This is a genomic window from Streptomyces sporangiiformans (genome assembly GCF_005768555.2).
In the GTDB taxonomy this organism is placed as follows: Bacteria; Actinomycetota; Actinomycetes; order Streptomycetales; family Streptomycetaceae; genus Streptomyces; species Streptomyces sporangiiformans.
In genome coordinates this window covers 42,047-60,304 of the sequence record NZ_VCHX02000058.1, presented here as the reverse complement: position 1 = coordinate 60,304, position 18,258 = coordinate 42,047, and the positions used below count along the sequence as shown (strand labels likewise).

Annotated in this window: 16 protein-coding genes; 5 read left to right on the top strand and 11 right to left on the bottom strand. The window is 70.7% G+C overall.

Features of this window, described 5'->3' with window-relative positions; genetic code table 11:
* Window positions 1-75: 75 nt before the first annotated feature.
* A complete protein-coding gene (locus tag FGD71_RS05355; protein WP_119099209.1) occupies window positions 76-2,754 on the bottom strand; it encodes an ATP-binding protein in 2,679 nt (892 codons plus the stop codon).
* A gap of 346 nt (window positions 2,755-3,100) precedes the next feature.
* Between FGD71_RS05355 and FGD71_RS05350 the strand changes: the two genes are divergently transcribed.
* Window positions 3,101-4,057, top strand: coding sequence for a DUF2510 domain-containing protein (locus tag FGD71_RS05350; RefSeq protein WP_119099208.1), 957 nt, complete (start codon window positions 3,101-3,103; stop codon window positions 4,055-4,057).
* 134 nt (window positions 4,058-4,191) lie between these two features.
* Here FGD71_RS05350 and FGD71_RS05345 read toward each other — a convergent pair whose 3' ends face one another.
* Window positions 4,192-4,815 (bottom strand): TetR/AcrR family transcriptional regulator, encoded by a 624-nt coding sequence (locus FGD71_RS05345; RefSeq protein ID WP_119099207.1) that lies wholly within the window; start codon window positions 4,813-4,815, stop codon window positions 4,192-4,194.
* 260 nt (window positions 4,816-5,075) lie between these two features.
* Between FGD71_RS05345 and FGD71_RS05340 the strand changes: the two genes are divergently transcribed.
* Entirely contained in the window at window positions 5,076-5,945 is an 870-nt protein-coding gene (locus tag FGD71_RS05340; protein WP_119099206.1) for a phosphatase PAP2 family protein, read from the top strand.
* Window positions 5,942-6,907 (top strand): DMT family protein, encoded by a 966-nt coding sequence (locus FGD71_RS05335; protein WP_119099205.1) that lies wholly within the window; start codon window positions 5,942-5,944, stop codon window positions 6,905-6,907. The genes FGD71_RS05340 and FGD71_RS05335 overlap by 4 nt, the downstream gene beginning before the upstream one ends.
* Window positions 6,908-7,024: 117 nt before the next feature.
* On the opposite strand, the gene FGD71_RS05330 is transcribed toward FGD71_RS05335, so the two are convergent.
* A complete protein-coding gene (locus FGD71_RS05330; protein WP_119099204.1) occupies window positions 7,025-7,888 on the bottom strand; it encodes an LURP-one-related family protein in 864 nt (287 codons plus the stop codon).
* Between the two features lie 67 nt (window positions 7,889-7,955).
* Window positions 7,956-10,007 (bottom strand): phosphocholine-specific phospholipase C, encoded by a 2,052-nt coding sequence (locus FGD71_RS05325; protein ID WP_119099203.1) that lies wholly within the window; start codon window positions 10,005-10,007, stop codon window positions 7,956-7,958.
* 261 nt (window positions 10,008-10,268) lie between these two features.
* Between FGD71_RS05325 and FGD71_RS05320 the strand changes: the two genes are divergently transcribed.
* Entirely contained in the window at window positions 10,269-11,564 is a 1,296-nt protein-coding gene (locus FGD71_RS05320) for an MFS transporter (RefSeq protein ID WP_119099202.1), read from the top strand.
* Between the two features lie 51 nt (window positions 11,565-11,615).
* On the opposite strand, the gene FGD71_RS05315 is transcribed toward FGD71_RS05320, so the two are convergent.
* The 4 genes from FGD71_RS05315 to FGD71_RS05300 form a co-directional block, all read right to left on the bottom strand.
* Window positions 11,616-12,419 (bottom strand): ABC transporter ATP-binding protein, encoded by an 804-nt coding sequence (locus tag FGD71_RS05315; protein ID WP_181359125.1) that lies wholly within the window; start codon window positions 12,417-12,419, stop codon window positions 11,616-11,618.
* A gap of 32 nt (window positions 12,420-12,451) precedes the next feature.
* Window positions 12,452-13,231 carry an ABC transporter permease gene (locus FGD71_RS05310; protein ID WP_119099201.1) on the bottom strand — a complete coding sequence of 260 codons (780 nt, stop codon included), beginning with the start codon at window positions 13,229-13,231 and terminating at the stop codon, window positions 12,452-12,454.
* Window positions 13,228-13,995, bottom strand: a complete 768-nt coding sequence (locus tag FGD71_RS05305; RefSeq protein WP_119099215.1) for an ABC transporter permease — start codon at window positions 13,993-13,995, stop codon at window positions 13,228-13,230. The genes FGD71_RS05310 and FGD71_RS05305 overlap by 4 nt, the downstream gene beginning before the upstream one ends.
* Window positions 13,996-14,078: 83 nt before the next feature.
* Window positions 14,079-15,050 (bottom strand): ABC transporter substrate-binding protein, encoded by a 972-nt coding sequence (locus tag FGD71_RS05300; protein WP_119099200.1) that lies wholly within the window; start codon window positions 15,048-15,050, stop codon window positions 14,079-14,081.
* Between the two features lie 215 nt (window positions 15,051-15,265).
* Here FGD71_RS05300 and FGD71_RS05295 point away from each other — a divergent pair, with 215 nt between their 5' ends.
* A complete protein-coding gene (locus tag FGD71_RS05295; RefSeq protein ID WP_119099199.1) occupies window positions 15,266-16,093 on the top strand; it encodes an IclR family transcriptional regulator domain-containing protein in 828 nt (275 codons plus the stop codon).
* On the opposite strand, the gene FGD71_RS05290 is transcribed toward FGD71_RS05295, so the two are convergent.
* From FGD71_RS05290 to FGD71_RS05280, 3 genes are read right to left on the bottom strand one after another with little or no spacing between them, the layout of a single operon-like run.
* The gene (locus FGD71_RS05290) at window positions 16,044-16,979 is read right to left on the bottom strand and encodes a PDR/VanB family oxidoreductase (RefSeq protein WP_119099198.1); all 936 of its coding nucleotides are present in this window, start codon (window positions 16,977-16,979) and stop codon (window positions 16,044-16,046) included. The two genes, FGD71_RS05295 and FGD71_RS05290, sit on opposite strands and share 50 nt — an antisense overlap.
* Window positions 16,976-17,191 carry a hypothetical protein gene (locus FGD71_RS05285; RefSeq protein ID WP_119099197.1) on the bottom strand — a complete coding sequence of 72 codons (216 nt, stop codon included), beginning with the start codon at window positions 17,189-17,191 and terminating at the stop codon, window positions 16,976-16,978. Before FGD71_RS05285 ends, FGD71_RS05290 begins: the two co-directional genes overlap by 4 nt.
* Complete coding sequence (locus FGD71_RS05280; RefSeq protein ID WP_181359124.1) at window positions 17,188-18,258, bottom strand: aromatic ring-hydroxylating oxygenase subunit alpha; 1,071 nt, start codon at window positions 18,256-18,258, stop codon at window positions 17,188-17,190. The genes FGD71_RS05285 and FGD71_RS05280 overlap by 4 nt, the downstream gene beginning before the upstream one ends.

The window sequence follows — 18,258 nt, the reverse complement described above, 5'->3', positions numbered from 1 at the left end:
GGGTCTGGGGCGGAGCCCCAGGGATGGGACGGGTAGGGGCGGCGGGGGCGAAAAACCCTGCCAGGCCCCCAACGGCTAGCGTCGGCCACCCCCCGCCGCCAGCGCCCCCTCCGCCCTCGCCGCGAGGCCATCCGCGCCGCAGGAGCGGGCCAGCGTCAGACCGCGCTCGAGCTCGGTGACGGAGCGGGAAGCGATGCCGTACTCGACCCGGGCCAAGGCGTGTTCGTAGGAGCACGGAGAGGCCTCCAGGTAGGTGACTGCCTGGGTGTACAGGGCCACCGCGCGTTGGCCGGTCTCCAGGGCGGCCGCGCAGCGGAGAGCCTCTCCTATGGCCGTGTCGGTGCCGAAGCGTTCGGCCTGGACGCGGAGGTCGGCCGCCACTTCCGCGGCGCGCCGCGGGTCCTGGGCGGCGAGGGTCAGGGCGAGGTCGGCCGCCCAGGGCGCCATCACCGTGTTGTGGCCGCCGCGGGACGCCGCCACCTTCTCCGCGGTCTCCAGCTCGTTCAGTCCGTCCTCCACACGGCCGGTGGCGATCAGGAGGCGGCCGCGGACGGAGTGGGTGTCGGGCAGCACGATCGTGGACGGGTGGGGCGGCTCGAAGGAGTAGCGCTCGGCGATCTCCTCGGCCGCGCCGACATGGCCGCGGGCGAGCAGCGTGTCGACGAGCATGCAGACCGAGGACCAGTGCATGGGCAGTCCACGACCCACGCGGTCGGCCAGCCGCAGCGACTCGCGCAGAAGTTCCTCCGCCACCGTGAGGCTGCCGCGTCTGCGGTGCACATAGCCGCCGTAGGCGAGTGCGAGAGCCAGATGGCCGCCGCTCCACCCGGCGGTCTCATACGCCCGCCGGGCCTCCGAGAAGAGGCTCTCGGCGCGGTCGAGGCAGTCGGCGTAGGTGTAGGAGACGCCGAGCATCATGAGGAGCTCGAAGGTCCACTCGGTGTCGGTCCAGCCGAGACCGGGCGCGAGGCGGCCGTTGACGAGGGCGCGGTCGCACAGCTCGACGACCTCCTCCGCGTTCTCCCCTCGGGTCATGGCGTCGAAGGCACGCAGGATGAGCAGGGCGCGCTCGGAGTTGTCGCGGCCGGTCAGCGGCTTGACGAGCTCGGCGAGGCGGCGGGAGCGGCCGGACGCGTCCTCCTCGCCGGCGTGGATGCCCTCCCACATGTAGTGCACGGCCTGCAGACGCATCCGGGCCGGGCCGGGCTTCAGCCGGGCGGCTTCCTCGTCGATCGCGCGGACGGCCTCTTCCAGCTGGTCGTTGTGGACGAGCGCCTGGGAGAGACGGCAGACGGCGTCGACGCGCAGGTCGCGCTCCAGGCCGTGCAGGGTGAGCGCCTCCCGCAGATGCTGGATCGTGGTGGCGGGCGAGGTGAGAAGGGTGGCGCAGCCCAACTCGTAGAGCACATGCGCGTGGACCTCCGGTACCGGGGGCTCCAGCAGGGCGCGCTCCAGACAGCGGCGGGCCGCGTCGGGGGCGCCGACAGCGAGGTGCTCGCGGGCCGCCTCACGCATCTGTTCGACGACCTCGGGGTCGTCGTCCGGGTGCACTTCCAGGAGATGGCGGGAGGCCGCCGCGGCGCCGCGGCCGGACGCGGTGACGACCGAGGCGGCCACACCGTGCATCGCGGTACGCAGGCCGTCCGGTATCGAGCGGTACACGGCGCTCGCGATGAGCGGGTGCACGAACTCCAGCTCTCCGCCGGCCGCTTGACCGCCCGCCCGGTCGGCCTCGGTGAGGATTCGGGCCGCGCCCAGGAGTTCCGCACAGCGCTGCGCGTCCTCGGGCGGCATCCCGGCGAGATCGGCCGCGAGGTCGAGGGAGATCCGGGTGCCGAGGATGGCGGCCGCCCAGGCCAGCCGCGTGGCGTCGACGCCGAGCCCTTCGAGGCGGTCGACGAGTCCACGGCCGCGCGCCGACTGGTTGAGGCCGCGCAGTTCGGCGGCCGACCCCTCGACCGGTTGCAGTTCGCTGTCCTGGACCTTGGCGAGGAGTTCCACGGTCTCGTACGGGTTGCCGCCGGTGACCGCCCACACCTCACGGCAGAACGGGTTGTCGGCGTGCGCGCCGAGCGTGGCGCGGGTGATTCCCGCGGTGGCGTCCGGGGTCAGCGCGCGCAGGGTGGCGGTCGGTCCGGCCGTGGCGGCGACCGCGTCGAGGTGGCGGGCGCTGGCTCCGGTGAGCCCTTCGGGTCGGCGGGCGACCAGGACGAGGACGGGCAGGTCGTCGAGGCGTTCCGCGAAGGCGGCCAGCCAGTGCAGGGTCTCCTGGTCGGCCCAGTGTGCGTCGTCGATGATCAGCACGAGCGGCCACTCGCGCCGGGCGAGCCGGCGCACCGCCGCGACCAGACCGTCGCACACGCCCTGCGGATCGGCCTGTCGCGCGCCCGGCTCCGCGATCCCGAGGGCGGGCCCGGCGATGTCGTACCAGTCGCCGAAGTACTCGCGTGCCTCGTCGGGCATGAGCGATATGAGGGCGGGCTGCAGCAACTGCCGTACGACATTGAAGGGGACGGACGTGAGGGTCTCGCCGCCACGCGCCGACCACACCGTGCAGCGGCGGCCCTCCGCCATCCGGCGGGCCTCGGCGAGCAGTGCGGTCTTGCCGATGCCGGCCTCGCCGCTGAACACCACCAGGCCGCCCAAGGCCGTACCGGAGCACAGGGCGTCGACGGCCTCCGCGATCGCCGCGAGCTCCGCGTCGCGCTCCCAGAGAGGAGCCGAGGCAGCCGTTCCCCGCCGTGCCTCCGTCATCCCGCTACCTCCCCAGGTCGCCCAAATGACGTACAAACCTTGAGCGTAGCCCTCCGGAAGCCGCCATGGCGGCTGGTCGGGACACCTGTTGCCATGATGGGTGACAACCGGGGACGGGAGGCGACGGCCGAGGGCCGCCGACCTGCGCGATGAAAACAACTGCCAGGCGTCGGCCGGGGATTGACGCCCAACTTTCGCTCGTCCCGCGACGGCCGGCGGCACCGACGGCCGGGTGCGGACGACCTGGGACGGACGACCGGGTGCGGCCGGCGTTCGGGTGTGATCCGGCGAAGTCGGCCGGAAGGTTCTCATCCGGCTTTCACCCGAGGCTCATACGGTGGGACCCATGACCCAGGAGACTCCCCCCGGCTGGTATCCCGACCCCGGGCAGACAAGTGACGGTCCCGCCACGGAACGCTGGTGGGACGGAAAGACGTGGACGCAGCAGACCCGCCCCGTCGGGCCGGCCGCATGGGGTCCCCCCGCGTATGCGCCGGCCGCCGGACCGTATCCGGCCATGCCGCCCGGTTCGCCGCGCCGCGGCCTGCGCACGGGCATCGCGATCGCCGCGGCGGTCGCGGTCCTCGCGGGCATAGGCGGCGGTGTGTACGCGCTGACCGCGAACGACGGCTCGGGCGGCGGCGATCAGAACAACGCCCGCCCGGCACCCACCCGGCCGGGCCCTCAGGGGCAGGACGGCGGCGGCGGTCAGGGCGGCCCCGACGGCGGAGAGAGCGGTGCCCCGGGGCAGCCCCGGCCACCACGCACCGAGGACGGCTACGCCACCGACGCGATCAGTGGCATCAGCCTGCCCGTGCCCGACGGCTGGACCGGAAAGTCCGAGCAGGTCGGCGCCTCGGTGTCGACGGGAACGTACAAGTGCCCCGGCGACACCTCCAAGCAGTGCCTGCGCGGCGGGGCCAACTCCGCACCCGCCGTGGCCTGGAAGATCAAGGCGACCACCGCCGAGGCGGCCGCCAAGGAGGACATCTCCAAGAACGCCGAGGACTCCTACGGCGGCACGACCTACGGCAAGATCACCTCGCACGACGAACTCGCCTCGAAGGCGGTGACCGTGGCGGGCCAGAAGGGCTACATGGTCCGCTGGAAGGTCGTCACGAGCAAGGGCGACGACGGTTATGTCGAGTCGCTCGCCTTCCCCTCCCCCGCCACGCCGGAGCTCCTCGTGGTCGTCCGCTTCGGCATCGACGTCGACGACAAGGCCCCCAAGCAGTCCGTGATCGACGAGATCACCAAGGGCATCAAGGCCGCCGCGGGCGGCGGCAACGGCCAGAACGTGTGACACCGGTCGGCCGGGTGGGGATCCTCTCCGCTCAGGAGAGACCCCACCCGGCCGGGGGTTCGCGCCGCCCCCGTCCCCACGGTGCGGCGCGAGCAGGCGGCCGTCCGGTCATCCCACGGACGACGGCCCGCGTCTCAGGTGGACTCCGAGAGTCCCAGGGCGGGGATCAGGGCCGCCTCCACATAACGGACGAGATAGTCGGCATCCGCGTGCTGCCCCTCCAGAAGCGGACGGAGCCGGATCATGGCAAGCAGCTGCGCGGGCACGAACTCCAGGGCCGGGTGGCCGGCGGCGATCTCGCCCCGGTCGACCGCGCGCCGGAGCATCTCCTGGAGTGCGCCGAGCTCGGGTTCCACGAGCGCGTCGCGCAGCGCGCGCTCCAGCTCCTCGTCCTGCAGGACGGCGGGTCCGAGCGCCTGCAGGAGCTTGGCGTCCTCGTCGGACCGCTCGCCCGCGGCGCGCGCGGCCGCCCGTAGATCGCCGGCGAGCGAGCCGGTGTCGATGCCCGCGAACCGCGGACAGTTGAGGGCACGCAGCGCGGCCGCCACGAACTGGGGCTTCGTCTTCCACTGCCGGTAGAGCGTGGACTTGCTGCACCGGGTGCTGGCGGCGACACCTTCCATGGTCAGCGCGTCATAGCCGCACTCACGGATCTGGTCGAGCGCGGCGCCGAAGAACTCGCGCTCACGCTCGGGCGTGAGCTTGGAGCGGCGCGAGGCGGCGCCCGTCTGCGGTCCGTCCGCTGCCTGCGACGCCATGGCCTTCTCCTCACTCGTCCCCGCGGCCCGGTGGCCCGCTCCCAGTGTGTCGTACGTCTATCGATACGCCACTGTACCGAAACGGAGTCGTATCGGTACAGTGGCGTATCGATGAGCCTTGGGCAGGACCCACTCCTGTGTCGAGTGGGCCCTGCCCTGGGCTCGTCCCACACCACTTCGNCACTCCTGTGTCGAGTGGGCCCTGCCCTGGGCTCGTCCCACACCACTTCGTGCGCCACCGTCAGCAAGGGGGCCGGGGGATGAAAGCCCGCACCGAGCCTGCGCCAGACGGGGCGGCCGCGATATCGCGGCCGCCCCTCGTCCGTGAACTCCTGCTCGTCGCGGGACTCTTCCTCGTCTACAAGCTCGGCCGCCAACTGGCCACCGGCCATACCGGCGAGGCCTTCGACAACGCGCGCCGCGCATGGGACCTGGAGCGGGCCCTGCGCGTGCCCGGCGAAGGCGCCGTCCAGTCCGGGCTGCTGCACAGCGACACCCTCGTGCACCTCGCGAACCTCTTCTACGCGACGGTCCACTTCCCCGCCACCGCGGCGTTCCTGATCTGGCTGTACCTGCGGCGCCCCGCGCACTACGTCTGGGCCCGCCGGGTCCTCGCCGCGGTCACCGCCGCCGCCCTGATGCTGCATCTCGCGTTCCCGCTCGCCCCGCCGCGCATGCTCGACACGGCGGGTCTGGTGGACACCGGGCAGGCGTACGGGCCGACGGTGTACGGGGCCTCGCCGGAGACCGACTCCTTGTCGAACCAGTTCGCGGCGATGCCGTCACTGCACTTCGGCTGGGCACTGATGGTGGCGATCGGCCTCATCGTCGCGACCAGGTCACGGTGGCGCCCGCTGTGGCTGCTGCATCCGCTGCTCACCCTGCTCGTGATCGTCGGTACCACGAATCACTACTGGCTCGACGCGATCGTCGCGGCCGCGCTGCTGGGCATCGTCCTCGCGGTGGTCCGGCCACCGCACCGGACGACGGCTCCGGACGGTTCCCCGCAGCCCGGGACACCGGCGGCGGACACGCGACCGGAGGCCGCGACACCGCCGGAGGACACGGCACCCGAGCCCCTGGTGCCGACCGGGGACTCGGCTCCCGAACTCGTGGGAGCCGGCCGATGAGCGCCACCGTCGTCGCCGTCGTCCTCTCGCTTTTCTCCGCCGTCGCGTACGCCGCCGCGGCCGTGGCCCAGGAGCGGCTGGCCTCCCGGACCCCCGGCTCCGGCGTACTGAACCTCCTCGGCAGCGGCGCGTGGTGGTCCTCGGTCGCGCTCAACGGGTCCGCCGCGCTGCTGCACGTGGCCGCCCTCAAGTACGGGCCGCTCACCCTGGTCCAGCCACTCGGCGCGCTCACCCTGGTCGCCGCCGTGCCACTCGGCGCACGGGCGGCGGGCCGGCGGGTCAGCGGGGTCGAGTGGCGGGGTACGGCCCTCACGCTGACCGGGCTCGCCGCGCTGCTCGCCACCGCGTCCGGGTCCTCGCCCGGCGAGGTGCTGAGCGTGCCGGAAGCGCTGGCGGTCGCGGGCACGACCACGGTCGTGATCGGCGTCCTGTCCCGGCCCGGCACGCGTCCCGGGCTGCGGCACGCGACCGCGTCCGGCTTCGCCTCGGGTGTCGCGTCCGCTCTCACGCAGACCGTGACCGTGGCCGCGACGGACGGCTCGGGACCGCTGCTCAGCGCGCAGGTGGTCGTGGTCGCCCTGCTGGTCGCGGCGTTCGCGACGGCCGGGCTGCTGCTGTCGCAGACCGCCTACCGGGGCGGCCTCGGCGCGCCACTCGCGGTGGTGACGCTGGCCAACCCGACAGCCGCCGCGGTCATCGGCCTCTTCCTGCTGGGCGAGGGGTTGCAGGGCGGGGTGGCGGGTCTGTTGCCGGCGTTGGCAGGGGCGGGGGTCGCCTCTTGGGGCGTCGTCACTCTCTCGCATGCGACACCCGAAACGCGGCGCACGACGCCCGAGCCGCCCCTGGCCGGCGACCACGACCATCCCGTCGCGGCGGTACTGGCGCTGGAGCCCGGGTCGGCGTCACCGGAGCCCTCGCTGCTGCCCCGGCAGCAGAAGCCGGAGCACCTCACTCCCCTGTGAGCTCTCCGACGGTCAACGAAGGTCAAGCAGGCTGAACGAGGTGACGGCATCACAGCGGGAAGGGCGGTCGCGGAGATCCGCGACCGCCCTTGCCGGTCCTTGCCGCATCACGCCCTGTCAGCCCAGGCCGCGCTTGTCCTGCTTGAGCGCCGTGTCGACCGTCAGGGCCGTAGCAACCACAAGGCTCAGCAGGGGCTCGGGAAGCTGGAAATGGATCTGCAGGACGTAGTTGTCCGCGGTCGTGAACATCGTCTTGGCCAGGCCTTCCCAGGTCTTGGTGATCCGGGCGACCTCGTTGTCCGCGTGATCGACGATCGCGAAGTTCCAGGCGCGCCAGTTCTCCGCCTTGATCGCGCCGACCTGCTGGCCGTTGGCCATGATCGCGAAGTTGATCTTTCCGATCATGTTCTGCTGGACGATCTCGCCGACCGGCTGCCCGTCCGGACGCGCCACCAGCACCCGCGACTTCATGAACTTGCGGGGGCGCGTCAGCAGCAACTGCGGCTGACCGTAGGCGTCACGGATCTCCAGCTTGTGGGTCATGAACTGGTCGATGCTGGCTATGAACCGTGCGACCTTCTTCAGCGCGCTCTGCCCGACCTGCACGACCGAGCCGAGCTGGTTGCCCTGCTGGTCCATGACCTTGTACTCGTTGGTCAGCTCGATCAGCTTGGCCTTCTGGTTCACCACCAGGACCGGCTCGGTGAACAGGGTGCCTCCACCGGCCGCGTTCGCCGCGACCCCGGCCTGCTGCTGCACCTGCCGCTGCACACGCGCGTCGAATCCGGGCGCCTGCTGCGGAACGGACTGCCCCGCCTGCTGAGCGGGCTGAGGCACGGCCTGCGGCTGCTGAGCGCCCTGACCCTGCTGGTCCGGACTGGTGTGCTGGGTCCACTGTGCACCGTCCCAGTAGCGGAGCGTCTGGGGCGCCCCCTGAGGATCCGGGTACCAGCCTGCAGGTGTGTTCGAGTGCGTGGTCACCGGGGCACACTACCGCGAGCCCACCGGTATGTGACCGGTCGATATGGTGTGGACCTCATCGCTTCTCCTACACCGTGATGATGGCGGGGTCGCTGACGCCCGGCTGCCCGTTCTCGACATGTCCGGCGAACCTTCGCAGAAACGAGGGGTCCGCGTCGGACGCCACGGTCAGGTCGTACCAGCGCCTGCTCGTCCGCAGATCCACGGTGTGCCGCACGGTCGCGCCGGGCCGCACCTTGAACGTCCGGGGCTGTCCTCCATAGCCGTTCGTGAGCTTCAGGCTCGCAGCGACGGCGCCCTTGTTCGTGAAGGTCAACTCGACGTCGTCGCCGAAATGCCGCGCGGTGACCTCGGGGCCGGCCACCCTGCCTGGGCCCTTGAAGACGCGCAGGAAGCCGTTCGGGCCGTGCACGGTCAGGTCGTACGAGCCGTTCGACTCGGCCGAGTTCCAGGTGTCCGAGACGCTCTTGCCCTCCTCGGTGGTGTACATCCACGGGCCGTCGGTGCGATGGCCCGAGGTGACGAGGAACGAGGCGCCCGCCCTGCGACCGGAGGCGAAGGTCAGCGTGAACGTCCCGGCCGCGGGGTCTGCCGAACCGTCCACCCTCGGCGCGTACTTGAGCGGGCGGGCCGGACGCAGCCCGCGCTCCTGCCGGGGCATGCTCGGGTCGGCCGGCAGCTTCGGGCGGTAGTCGGGGTGGCGCTCGCGGTCCGGCGGTTCGTAGTCGTCGGTGTCCGGGAGTTCGACCGGCGCGGCGTCCTTGCGGGTGAAGTCGAACGCGGCGGTGAGGTCGCCGCAGATCGCGCGCCGCCACGGCGAGATGTTCGGCTCGCGCACCCCGAAGCGACGCTCCATGAACTGGAGGATCGAGGTGTGGTCGAAGGTCTCCGAACAGACGTAACCGCCCTTGCTCCAGGGCGAGACCACCAGCATCGGAACCCGCGGGCCGAGGCCGTACGGGCCGGCGACGTGGGTCGCGCTCCCCGCGAAGAGGTCCGGGCCGACCTCGACGGTGGACTTGCCCTGGTCGGCGGAGCGCGGCGGCAGCGGCGGCACGAGGTGGTCGAAGAAGCCGTCGTTCTCGTCGTACGTGATGAACAGCGCGGTCTTCGCCCAGACCTCGGGGTTGGCGGTGAGCGCGTCCAGGACCTGTGCGATGTACCAGGCGCCGTAGTTCGAGGGCCAGTTGGAGTGCTCGGAGAAGGACTCGGGGGAGGCGATCCAGGAGATCTGCGGCAGCTTGCCCGCCTTGACGTCGGCCTTCAGCGCATCGAAGTAGCCGTCGCCGTTCTTGACGTCGGTGCCGGTGCGGGCCTTGTCGTACAGCGGGTCACCGGGCGCGGCGTTGCGGTACTTGTTGAAGTAGAGCAGCGAGTTGTCACCGTAGTTGCCGCGGTAGGCGTCCTCGATCCAGCCCCAGGAGCCCGCCGCGTCCAGACCGTCGCCGATGTCCTGGTAGATCTTCCAGGAGATCCCCGCCTCCTCCAGGCGCTCGGGGTAGGTGGTCCAGCCGTAGCCGAGTTCGTCGTTGCCGAGGACGGGGCCGCCGCCCTTGCCGTCGTTGCCCGTGTAACCCGTCCACATGTAGTAGCGGTTCGGGTCGGTGGAGCCGATGAACGAGCAGTGGTAGGCGTCGCAGATGGTGAAGGTGTCGGCGAGCGCGTAGTGGAACGGGATGTCCTCGCGCGTCAGGTACGCCATGGTCGTGGTGCCCTTCGCGGGGACCCACCTGTCGTACTTGCCCCCGTTGTAGGCGGCCTGCCCGTCGGGCCAGCCGTGCGGCAGGCCTTCCAGGAACTGCATGCCCAGGTCGTCGGCTTCCGGGTGGAAGGGCAGCACGTCCTTGTTGCCGTCGGGCTGGTGCCACACCGACTTGCCGCTGTCGAGGGTCACGGGGTGCGGGTCGCCGAAGCCGCGGACGCCTTTGAGTGAGCCGAAGTAGTGGTCGAAGGACCGGTTCTCCTGCATGAGGACGACGATGTGCTCGACGTCCTCGATGGTGCCGCGGTGATAACCCGCGGGAATCGACGCGGCCTTGGCGATGCTGGCCGACAGCGAGCTGAACGTCGCGGTGCCGCCCGCGAGTTGGAGGAAACGACGCCTGTTCACTTGAGACATGGCTGGGTGACCTCTTGTCCTGGACTGGGTGGAGTGGGGCCCTTGGGGAAGTGCTGGAACGTGCGCGAAAGGAGTGTTCCAAGAGCAGCAGATGTCAGGAAAGGGGCTTGCGGCGCTGATGTGACCGGAGGGCATACGTGACGCGAACAGTCGGGCGCTGTCGTCCGGAGCGCTTCCGCGACCGGCGACGGGAAGCCTAGGGGGTGTCGTTCGGATCACCCCCCTCGCTCCGGTCAGGTGTGCGCGGCCATCGCGCTGGGGATGGTCGCGGTCATGACACAGACCCACCCCACTCGCACTCCCACCCGGCGCCCGGTACGGCAGCTACTCGCCGCTTCCGTGGGCAATGCCGTGGAGTGGTACGACTGGTACGCGTACACCTTCCTCGCGACGTACATCGCCGACCAGATCTTCCCCAAGAGTTCCGGCAACTCCCTGGTGCCGCTGCTGTCGACCTTCGCCGTCTTCGCGGTCGGCTTCTTCATGCGCCCGGTCGGCGGGCTTGTGATGGGCGCCGTCGCGGACCGGCACGGGCGGCGCACCGCGCTGACGGTCACCATTCTGCTGATGGGCGGCAGCAGCCTGCTGGTCGGACTGACGCCGACGTACGCGGCCGTCGGCGTACTCGCTCCCATCGTGCTCGTCTGCGCACGGCTGCTCCAGGGGTTGTCCGTGGGCGGCGAGTTCGCGGCCTCCACGACTTTCCTCGTCGAGTCGGCTGGGCCCCGGCGACGCGGCCTGTTCTCCAGTTTCCAGTACGTCTCCACGACGGCGGGCCAGCTCCTGGCGTCGGGCATGGCGGCTCTGCTCGTCGGCGCGCTGAGCGACGGACAGATGGAAGGCTGGGGCTGGCGGGTCCCGTTCCTGCTCGGCGCCGCCCTGAGTCTCGTCGGCTTCTGGATCCGGCAGGGAGCCCACGAGACGCAGAGCGCCGAGCAGCAACAGGCCCCGCGCCCGGGCCTGTTGGACGCCCTGCGGCACCACCCGCGCGAGTCCCTGCTGATCTGCGGCATCACGGCGGGCGGCACCATCGCGTACTACACCTGGACCTCGTATCTGCCCACGTACGCGGAGCTCAACGCGGGCATCGACAAGTCCGACGCGCTGCTCGCCGGCACGATCTCGCTGGCGTTCTTCGGACTGCTCCAGCCGCTCGGCGGACTGCTGTCGGACCGCTTCGGCCGCCGTCCGCTCCTCCTCTTCTTCGGTCTGGGCTTCGCCCTGCTGAGCGTGCCGCTGCTGCGCTCCCTGCACGACTCGTTCGCCGTGCTGCTGCTCGTGAGTTGCGCTGGCATGGTGCTGCTCACCGGCTTCACCTCGATCAGCGCGGCCGTGAACGCGGAGGTCTTCCCGCCGCGTGTGCGCGCCGCCGGAATCGGCTTCCCCTACTCGCTCACCGTGGCCCTGTTCGGCGGCACGGCCCCGTACGTCGGCACGCTCTTCAAGGAGATCGGCCATTCAGGGCTCTTTCCCTGGTACGTGGCCGGGCTCTGCCTCGTCTCCTCGGTGGTCTATCTGCGGCTGCCGGAGACGGCCCACAAGGAACTGGCCCGCTAGCGACGGCGTCCCACGCGCACAGTGTGTTCGCGAGGCCCGCCTCCGCCGCGTTCAGCGAGGCGGAGGCGCGTCCGCCTTCAGGCCCGGCCCACCGCGCTTCGCCGCCTGGATCTGCTCGTACACATGGGTCCTCAGCTCGGCGAAGCGCGGGGCCACCCGGGTGTGCAACTGGTCGCGCTCGGCGGGCAGATCGACCTTGAGCTGCTCCTGGACGACGGTCGGGGAGGCGGAGAGGATCAGCACCCGCTCGCCGAGATACACGGCCTCGTCGATGTCGTGCGTCACGAAGAGGATCGTGATGCCCCGCTGCCGCCACAGCCCGCGCACCAGGTCCTCGAGGTCGGCGCGGGTCTGGGCGTCCACCGCCGCGAACGGCTCGTCCATGAGCAGCACATCCGGCTCGTACGCGAGCGCCCGGGCGATGGCCACCCGTTGCTGCATGCCGCCCGACAGCTGCCACGGATACGCACCCGCGGCGTCGGCGAGCCCGACCGACTCCAAGGCGTCGGCGACCAGCTCGCGGCGCCGCGCCTTGCTCAACTGCTTCTGCCTGAGCGGCAGTTCGACGTTCTGGCCGACCCGCATCCAGGGGAACAGGCTGCGCCCGTACTCCTGGAAGACCACCGCCATGCCGGGCGGCGGACCGCTCACCCGACGCTCCTCCAGCAGGATCTCGCCGGACGTGGGCGTGAGCAGTCCGGCCACGCACTTCAGCAGCGTTGTCTTTCCGCAGCCGGACGGGCCGACCAGACAGACGAGTTCGCCCGCGTCGACGGTGAACGTGAGGTCCCGCACCGCCTCCACGCGGCGACCGGAACCTTCGTAGACCTTCTTGAGGCCGCGAACGTCGAGCATGGACTGCCCCTTTTCACGCTTCTCTTCAAGCATCACGACGACCGCCGGGAGGACGCGCGCAGACCGTGGTACCAGCCGAGCACCCGACGCTCGACCAGCCGGAAGAGGACCGACAACAGGAACCCGAGCAGACCGAGGACCAGGATGCCGGTCCACATGTCGGGGATCGCGAACGTGCGCTGGAACTGGATGACGGTGTAACCGAGCCCGTTGCTGGACACGGACATCTCGCTGATCACCATCAGGATGATGCCGATGGACAGGGCCTGCCGCAGCCCCGCGAAGATCTGCGGGCTCGCCGACCTGAGGACCACGTGGCGCAGGCGTGCCGCGCCCACGATGCCGTACGACCGTGCCGTCTCCGACATGACCGAGTCCACCGCCCGCACGCCCTCGACCGTGTTGAGCAGGATCGGCCACACGCAGCCGCTCGCGATCACTGCGATCTTCATCGTGTCGCCGATGCCCGCGAACAGCATGATGACCGGCACGAGGACGGGCGGCGGCACCGCCCGCAGGAACTCCAGGACCGGTTCGCACACGGCCCGCACGCGGCGGTACGAGCCGATGACCGTGCCCAGCGCGACGCCGACCACGGCCGCCGACGTGTAACCGGCCAGCAGCCGCAGCACACTGGGCAGGACGTCGGCGCGCAGCCGCTCGCCCGTCCACACGTCCGGGAACGTGGTGAGGATCGTGCGCAGGGGCGGCCGGTACACGTCGGTGCTGCCGGCGGAGGCGAACCACCAGGCGACCAGCAGCAGCAGCGGCAACGCGAGGACGAAGAACAGCCGCAGGGCCAAAAGCTTCACACCGCCACCTCCCCGCGCACCGACTGGTGCCAGGCCAGCGCCCGGCGCTCCACCGTCCGCGCGCCCACGTTGATCAGCAGCCCGAGCACCCCGGTGACCACCACCAGCGCGTACATCTCCGGCACGGCCTGCGAGGTCTGGGCGACGGCGATGCGCTGGCCCAACCCCGGGGCTCCGATGACGAGTTCGGCGGTGATGGCCAGGATGAGGGCGACCGCGGCGGCCAGCCGGACGCCCGTCATGACGTACGGCAGGGCAGAGGGCCACAGGACGTGGCGGATCCGGGCCCAGGTGCCGAGACCGTAACTGCGGGCCGTCTCCTCGGCGACCGGGTCGACGTCCTGCACTCCGTACAGCGTCTGGATCAGCACCTGCCAGAACGAGGCGTACACCACCAGCAGGAGCACCGAGCGCAGTTCTGTGCCGTACAGCAGGACCGCGAGCGGGATCAGCGCGACCGACGGGATCGGGCGCAGGAACTCGATCGTGGAGGCGGTCACCTCGCGCAGGTAGGGCACGACCGCGATCACGACGCCGACGAGGATCCCGGCCGTCACCGCGATCGCCAGCCCCAGCGCCCAGCCGGTGAGCGTGTCTCCGAGCGCCGTCCAGAACGCCTGGTCGCCGAGCTCGGTGACGAGCGCGTCGGCGATGCGGCTGACCGGCGGGAAGTAGTCGTCGGAGACGATGCCGACCCGCGAAACCGCCTCGCACAGGGCGAGGAAGCCCGCGAGCCCGGCAGCGCCCAGGGCGGCGTTGGTCAGCCCCGGGCGCTCCGCCCGCAGGGGTGGCGTCGGCCCCTGCGCGGCGTCGTCGAGCTGCCTCTCCTGCGCGTCCTGCACGTCCTTCACGGCAGCAGCTTGTCCAGGTCGGGGGTCTCCTTGAAGAGGCCGTCCTGCTTGGCCAGTTCGGCGAGCCTCTGGATGGAGGCGCGGTCCGGCTCGGCGGGCCAGTGCGGCAGGGTCAGCTTCTCCAGCAGGGTGCTGGGGATCTTCGTGTACGTGGTGAGGATCTCGCGGACCTCGTCCGGGTGGCTGTCGGCGTACTTGAGCGATTCGGCGGTCGCCTCCTGGAACTTCTTCACCAGCTCCGGGTTCTTCTGGGCGTACTGCTGGGAGGTGAAGTACATGGCCACGGTGAGGTTCGGATCCACGTCGTAGAAGCTCGACGCGATGGACTTGCCGCCCGCGGCCTTGACGGTGGCGAGCGAGGGTTCCGGCGTGCAGGCCGCGTCGACCTGTCCGCCGTCGAGCGCGGCGGGCATCTGCGGGAAGGGCATCTCGACGAACTTGACCTTGGACGGGTCGCCGCCGTCCTTGCGGACCGACTCCCTGATCGAGGTGTCGCAGATGTTGTTGAGCGTGTTGACCGCGACCTTCTTGCCCTCCAACTGTTTGGGGGACTTGATCGGGCTGCCCTTCTTCACCGTGGTGCCCATGAAATCGGCCCCCTCCTTGGCCGTGGAGGCGACGCCGTTCGCCACGGCCTTGAGGGGCACGTTCTTGGACTGGGCGACCAGCAGGGACGTCGTGTTGCTGAAACCGAACTGGTACTGGCCGTTGAGGACACCGGGCACGATCGCCGCGCCGCCCTGGGCGGGCACCAGCTCCAGCTTGAGACCGCGCTCGGCGTAGAAGCCCTTCTTCTGGCCCAGGTAGACGGGGGCGACGTCCAGGATGGGAATGACCCCGACCTTGAGCGTGGTGGTTCCGCCGGACCCCTTGTCCTCGCCGCCCGACCCGGAGGAGTCGGACGAACCGCAGGCCGTCGCGGCGACGAACACGGCGCCGGCCGCGACGCAGATGAGCAGACGACGCATGGATCCCCCTAGTGGGACAGCTCTTCGACGGGTTGTGCGCAGACCGCACACAAGTGCTCAACAGTGCTCAGCGGGAAAGTAGAGCGTCACCGGGTACGGGTCAATGCCCTGGACGCGCAGGCCGTTGACAGTTGCCGAAGTGTGCTCCTAGCGTGCGCACAGCGCACCCTCGTGCGTACAGAGCGCACTTCCCGTGCGTCCTCGTGGAGGCGACGATGGCCGATGGAGCCCGCGAACCGCACTTCGTCCGGTCCTTCGAACGCGGTCTCGCGGTGATCCGCGCCTTCGACGCCGAGCATCCCTCGCTGACGCTCAGCGAGGTCGCCCGCTCCTGCGAACTGACCCGGGCGGCGGCCCGCCGCTTCCTGCTCACGCTCGTCGACCTCGGGTACGTCCACACCGACGGCCGGCTGTTCCGGCTCACCCCGCGCGTGCTCGAACTCGGCTACGCGTTCCTGGCCGGCTTCACACTGTCCGACCTCGCCCAGCCGCATCTGGAGCAACTCGTCGCGCAGGTACGGGAGTCGTCGTCGCTGTGCGTTCTCGACGGGGACGACATCGTGTACGTGGCACGCGTGCCCACGCGTCGCATCATGATGGCGACGATCACCGTCGGCACCCGTTTCCCGGCGTATGTGACATCCGTGGGCCGGGTGATCCTCGCGCACCTGCCGGACGAGGAGATCGACTCCCGGCTGGCCCGCGCCGAGCTACCGCCCCTCACGGCCCGCACCATCGTCTCGGCCGGGACGCTGCGCGCCGAACTGCGCCGCGTGCGCCGTCAGGGGTACGCGATCGTCGACCAGGAGCTGGAGGAGGGGCTGCGGTCGGTCGCCGTCCCGGTGCGCGACCGGGACGGCGAGGTGGTGGCTGCGGTGAACATCCCCGTGCACGCCAGCCGTAACTCGGTGGAGTCCGTACGCCGTGACCTGCTGCCGCACCTGCTGGCCACGGTCGCCCGGATCGAGGCCGACCTCGGGGTGGCGACCACGGCTACAGGTCGAGTACCAGCCGCTGCCCCCGGCACCGGGACACACAGATGAGCATGGTCTCTCCGGCCTCGCGCTCCTCGTCGGTGAGCACCGAGTCCCGGTGGTCCGGGGTGCCCTCCAGGACATCCGTCTCGCAGGTCCCGCACGTGCCCTCGGTACAGGAGTAGAGCACCTCGACGCCCGCGTCCCGCACGGTGTCCAGGACGGACACACCCACGGGCACGGTCAGCGTCTTCCCCGTGCGCTCCAGCACGACCTCGAACTCGCTGTCCGGACCGGTCTCCTGCTCCTTGGGCTGGAACCGCTCGACGTGCAGCACCCCGCCCGGGCACCGCTCTTCGACGGCGTCCAGCAGCGGCCCCGGACCGCAGCAGTAGACGAGGGTGCCCTCGGGCACGTCGTCGAGCACGGAGCCGAGATCGAGCAGCCCGGACTCGTCCTGCGGGGCGATCGTCACCCGGTCCCCGTACGCGGCCAACTCCTCAGTAAAGGCCATGGAGTTGCGCGTGCGGCCCCCGTAGAGCAGCGTCCACTGAGCGCCCGCCGCGTCGGCCGCAGCCAGCATCGGCAGGATCGGGGTGATGCCGATGCCGCCCGCGACGAAGCGGTAGCGCGGGGCGGGTTCGAGCGCGAAGTTGTTGCGCGGCCCGCGCACACGGACCTTGTCACCTTCCCTCAACTCCCCGTGGACGTACGCGGATCCACCGCGCCCGTCGGGTTCGCGCAGGACACCGATCCGCCAGGCGCTCCGGTCCGCCGGGTCCCCGCACAGCGAGTACTGCCGCTCCAGGTCCGGGCCGAGGAGGACGTCGATGTGCGCGCCCGGCTCCCACGCGGGGAGTTCCTCGCCCAGCGGGTGGCGGAGGGTGAGGGTGAGCACGCCGTCGGCCGCGGGCTCCCGGCGGCTGACGACGAGTTCGGCTTCGTACGAGGTCATGAGCTGTTTCCTTGCGGCTCGTGTCCTGGTGGCTCGTGTCCTTGCGGCTCGTGTCCTTGCGGCTCGTGTCCTTGCGGGTGGGCGAGCATCCACTCCCACATCTCGATGGGGTCCTGTGCGGTGTGCTCGCGGCCGCAGTGACAGGTGCCGTGCAGGATGTCCGTGCCCGGCAGCCAGTCGATGCGGTAGATCTCGCCGGTGGGACTTGTCACTGGACCTTCTCCATGGGCTTCTCGCCCTCCTCGACCAGCCGGGCGAGGATGCGGCGGGCGGCGAGACCGCCGGTGTCGATGTTGATGCTCAGCTCCTGGTAACCGTGGCGCTCGGTGCCGAGCGTCTTCTGCAGCAGGTTGAGCGCGGTGACGTCCTGCATGACGACCGTGCGGTTGTTGCCCCGCAGGAACTCGGTGACCTCGTCGTCGTCCGTCGCCCAGTCGCGCGAGACCATCCAGAAGTCGTACACCTTGCCGTCGGCGGACGGCGTGATCGCGTACGTGATCTCGGTGTGGAAGCCGTTCGGGTCGCTGCCGTCCTCCTCGGGCACCACGCCGACCGGGGCGATACGGCTGTGCAGCAGGTAGAGGCAGGGCGCGTGGTACTCGATGTCCTGCCAGCGGGTGATGCGGCCCTCTATGCCGGTGGAGCTGGCGTAGAACGGCGGGCACTCGGCGTCGTCCATGTGCCGGCTCACGCGCACGATGCCCGCGCCCTCGTCGACCTCGGTGGTGATCGGCGTCTCGGCGACCTCGGGGGTGCCGATGTAACCGCCGTGCAGATACGTCTCGTGGGAGAGGTCGAGGAGGTTGTCGACGAGGAGACCATAGTCGCAGTCGATGGGCTCCATGCCGCGGACGGTGACCCAGCCCGGGGAGTCGAGGTGCTTGGCCCGCGGGATGGTCTGCGGGTCGGCGAGGGCCGGGTCGCCGATCCACACCCAGATCAGGGAGTCCTGCTCCACCACCGGGTACGAGGCGACGCGGGCCGTGCGCGGGACACGCTTCTGCCCAGGCACGTACACACAGGTGCCCGTCGTGTCGTAGGTGAAGCCGTGGTAACCGCACACGATCCGGTCGCCGTCGAGGCGGGTGGGGGCCTCCGACAGCGGGTAGCGGCGGTGCACGCACCGGTCGTGCAGGACGACGGGTGTCCCGTCCTCCTCCGTGCGATAGAAGACGAGCGGCTCGCCGAGGATCGTACGGCCGAGCAGCTCGCGCCCGACCTCGTGGGCGTAGGCGGCGACGTACCACTGATTCCTGGCGAAAGCGGTCATATGAGGCAT

What these genes read in the sequence shown, in the direction of transcription:
- FGD71_RS05295 (WP_119099199.1), top strand. Translation starts at nt 15,266, where the DNA reads ATGGCCGATGGAGCCCGCGAACCGCACTTCGTCCGGTCCTTCGAACGC.
- FGD71_RS05325 (WP_119099203.1), bottom strand. Translation starts at nt 10,007, where the DNA reads ATGTCTCAAGTGAACAGGCGTCGTTTCCTCCAACTCGCGGGCGGCACC.
- FGD71_RS05340 (WP_119099206.1), top strand. Translation starts at nt 5,076, where the DNA reads ATGAAAGCCCGCACCGAGCCTGCGCCAGACGGGGCGGCCGCGATATCG.
- FGD71_RS05335 (WP_119099205.1), top strand. Translation starts at nt 5,942, where the DNA reads ATGAGCGCCACCGTCGTCGCCGTCGTCCTCTCGCTTTTCTCCGCCGTC.
- FGD71_RS05300 (WP_119099200.1), bottom strand. Translation starts at nt 15,050, where the DNA reads ATGCGTCGTCTGCTCATCTGCGTCGCGGCCGGCGCCGTGTTCGTCGCC.
- FGD71_RS05350 (WP_119099208.1), top strand. Translation starts at nt 3,101, where the DNA reads ATGACCCAGGAGACTCCCCCCGGCTGGTATCCCGACCCCGGGCAGACA.
- FGD71_RS05290 (WP_119099198.1), bottom strand. Translation starts at nt 16,979, where the DNA reads ATGACCTCGTACGAAGCCGAACTCGTCGTCAGCCGCCGGGAGCCCGCG.
- FGD71_RS05280 (WP_181359124.1), bottom strand. Translation starts at nt 18,258, where the DNA reads ATGCCTCATATGACCGCTTTCGCCAGGAATCAGTGGTACGTCGCCGCC.
- FGD71_RS05320 (WP_119099202.1), top strand. Translation starts at nt 10,269, where the DNA reads ATGGTCGCGGTCATGACACAGACCCACCCCACTCGCACTCCCACCCGG.
- FGD71_RS05355 (WP_119099209.1), bottom strand. Translation starts at nt 2,754, where the DNA reads ATGACGGAGGCACGGCGGGGAACGGCTGCCTCGGCTCCTCTCTGGGAG.
- FGD71_RS05315 (WP_181359125.1), bottom strand. Translation starts at nt 12,419, where the DNA reads ATGCTCGACGTTCGCGGCCTCAAGAAGGTCTACGAAGGTTCCGGTCGC.
- FGD71_RS05345 (WP_119099207.1), bottom strand. Translation starts at nt 4,815, where the DNA reads ATGGCGTCGCAGGCAGCGGACGGACCGCAGACGGGCGCCGCCTCGCGC.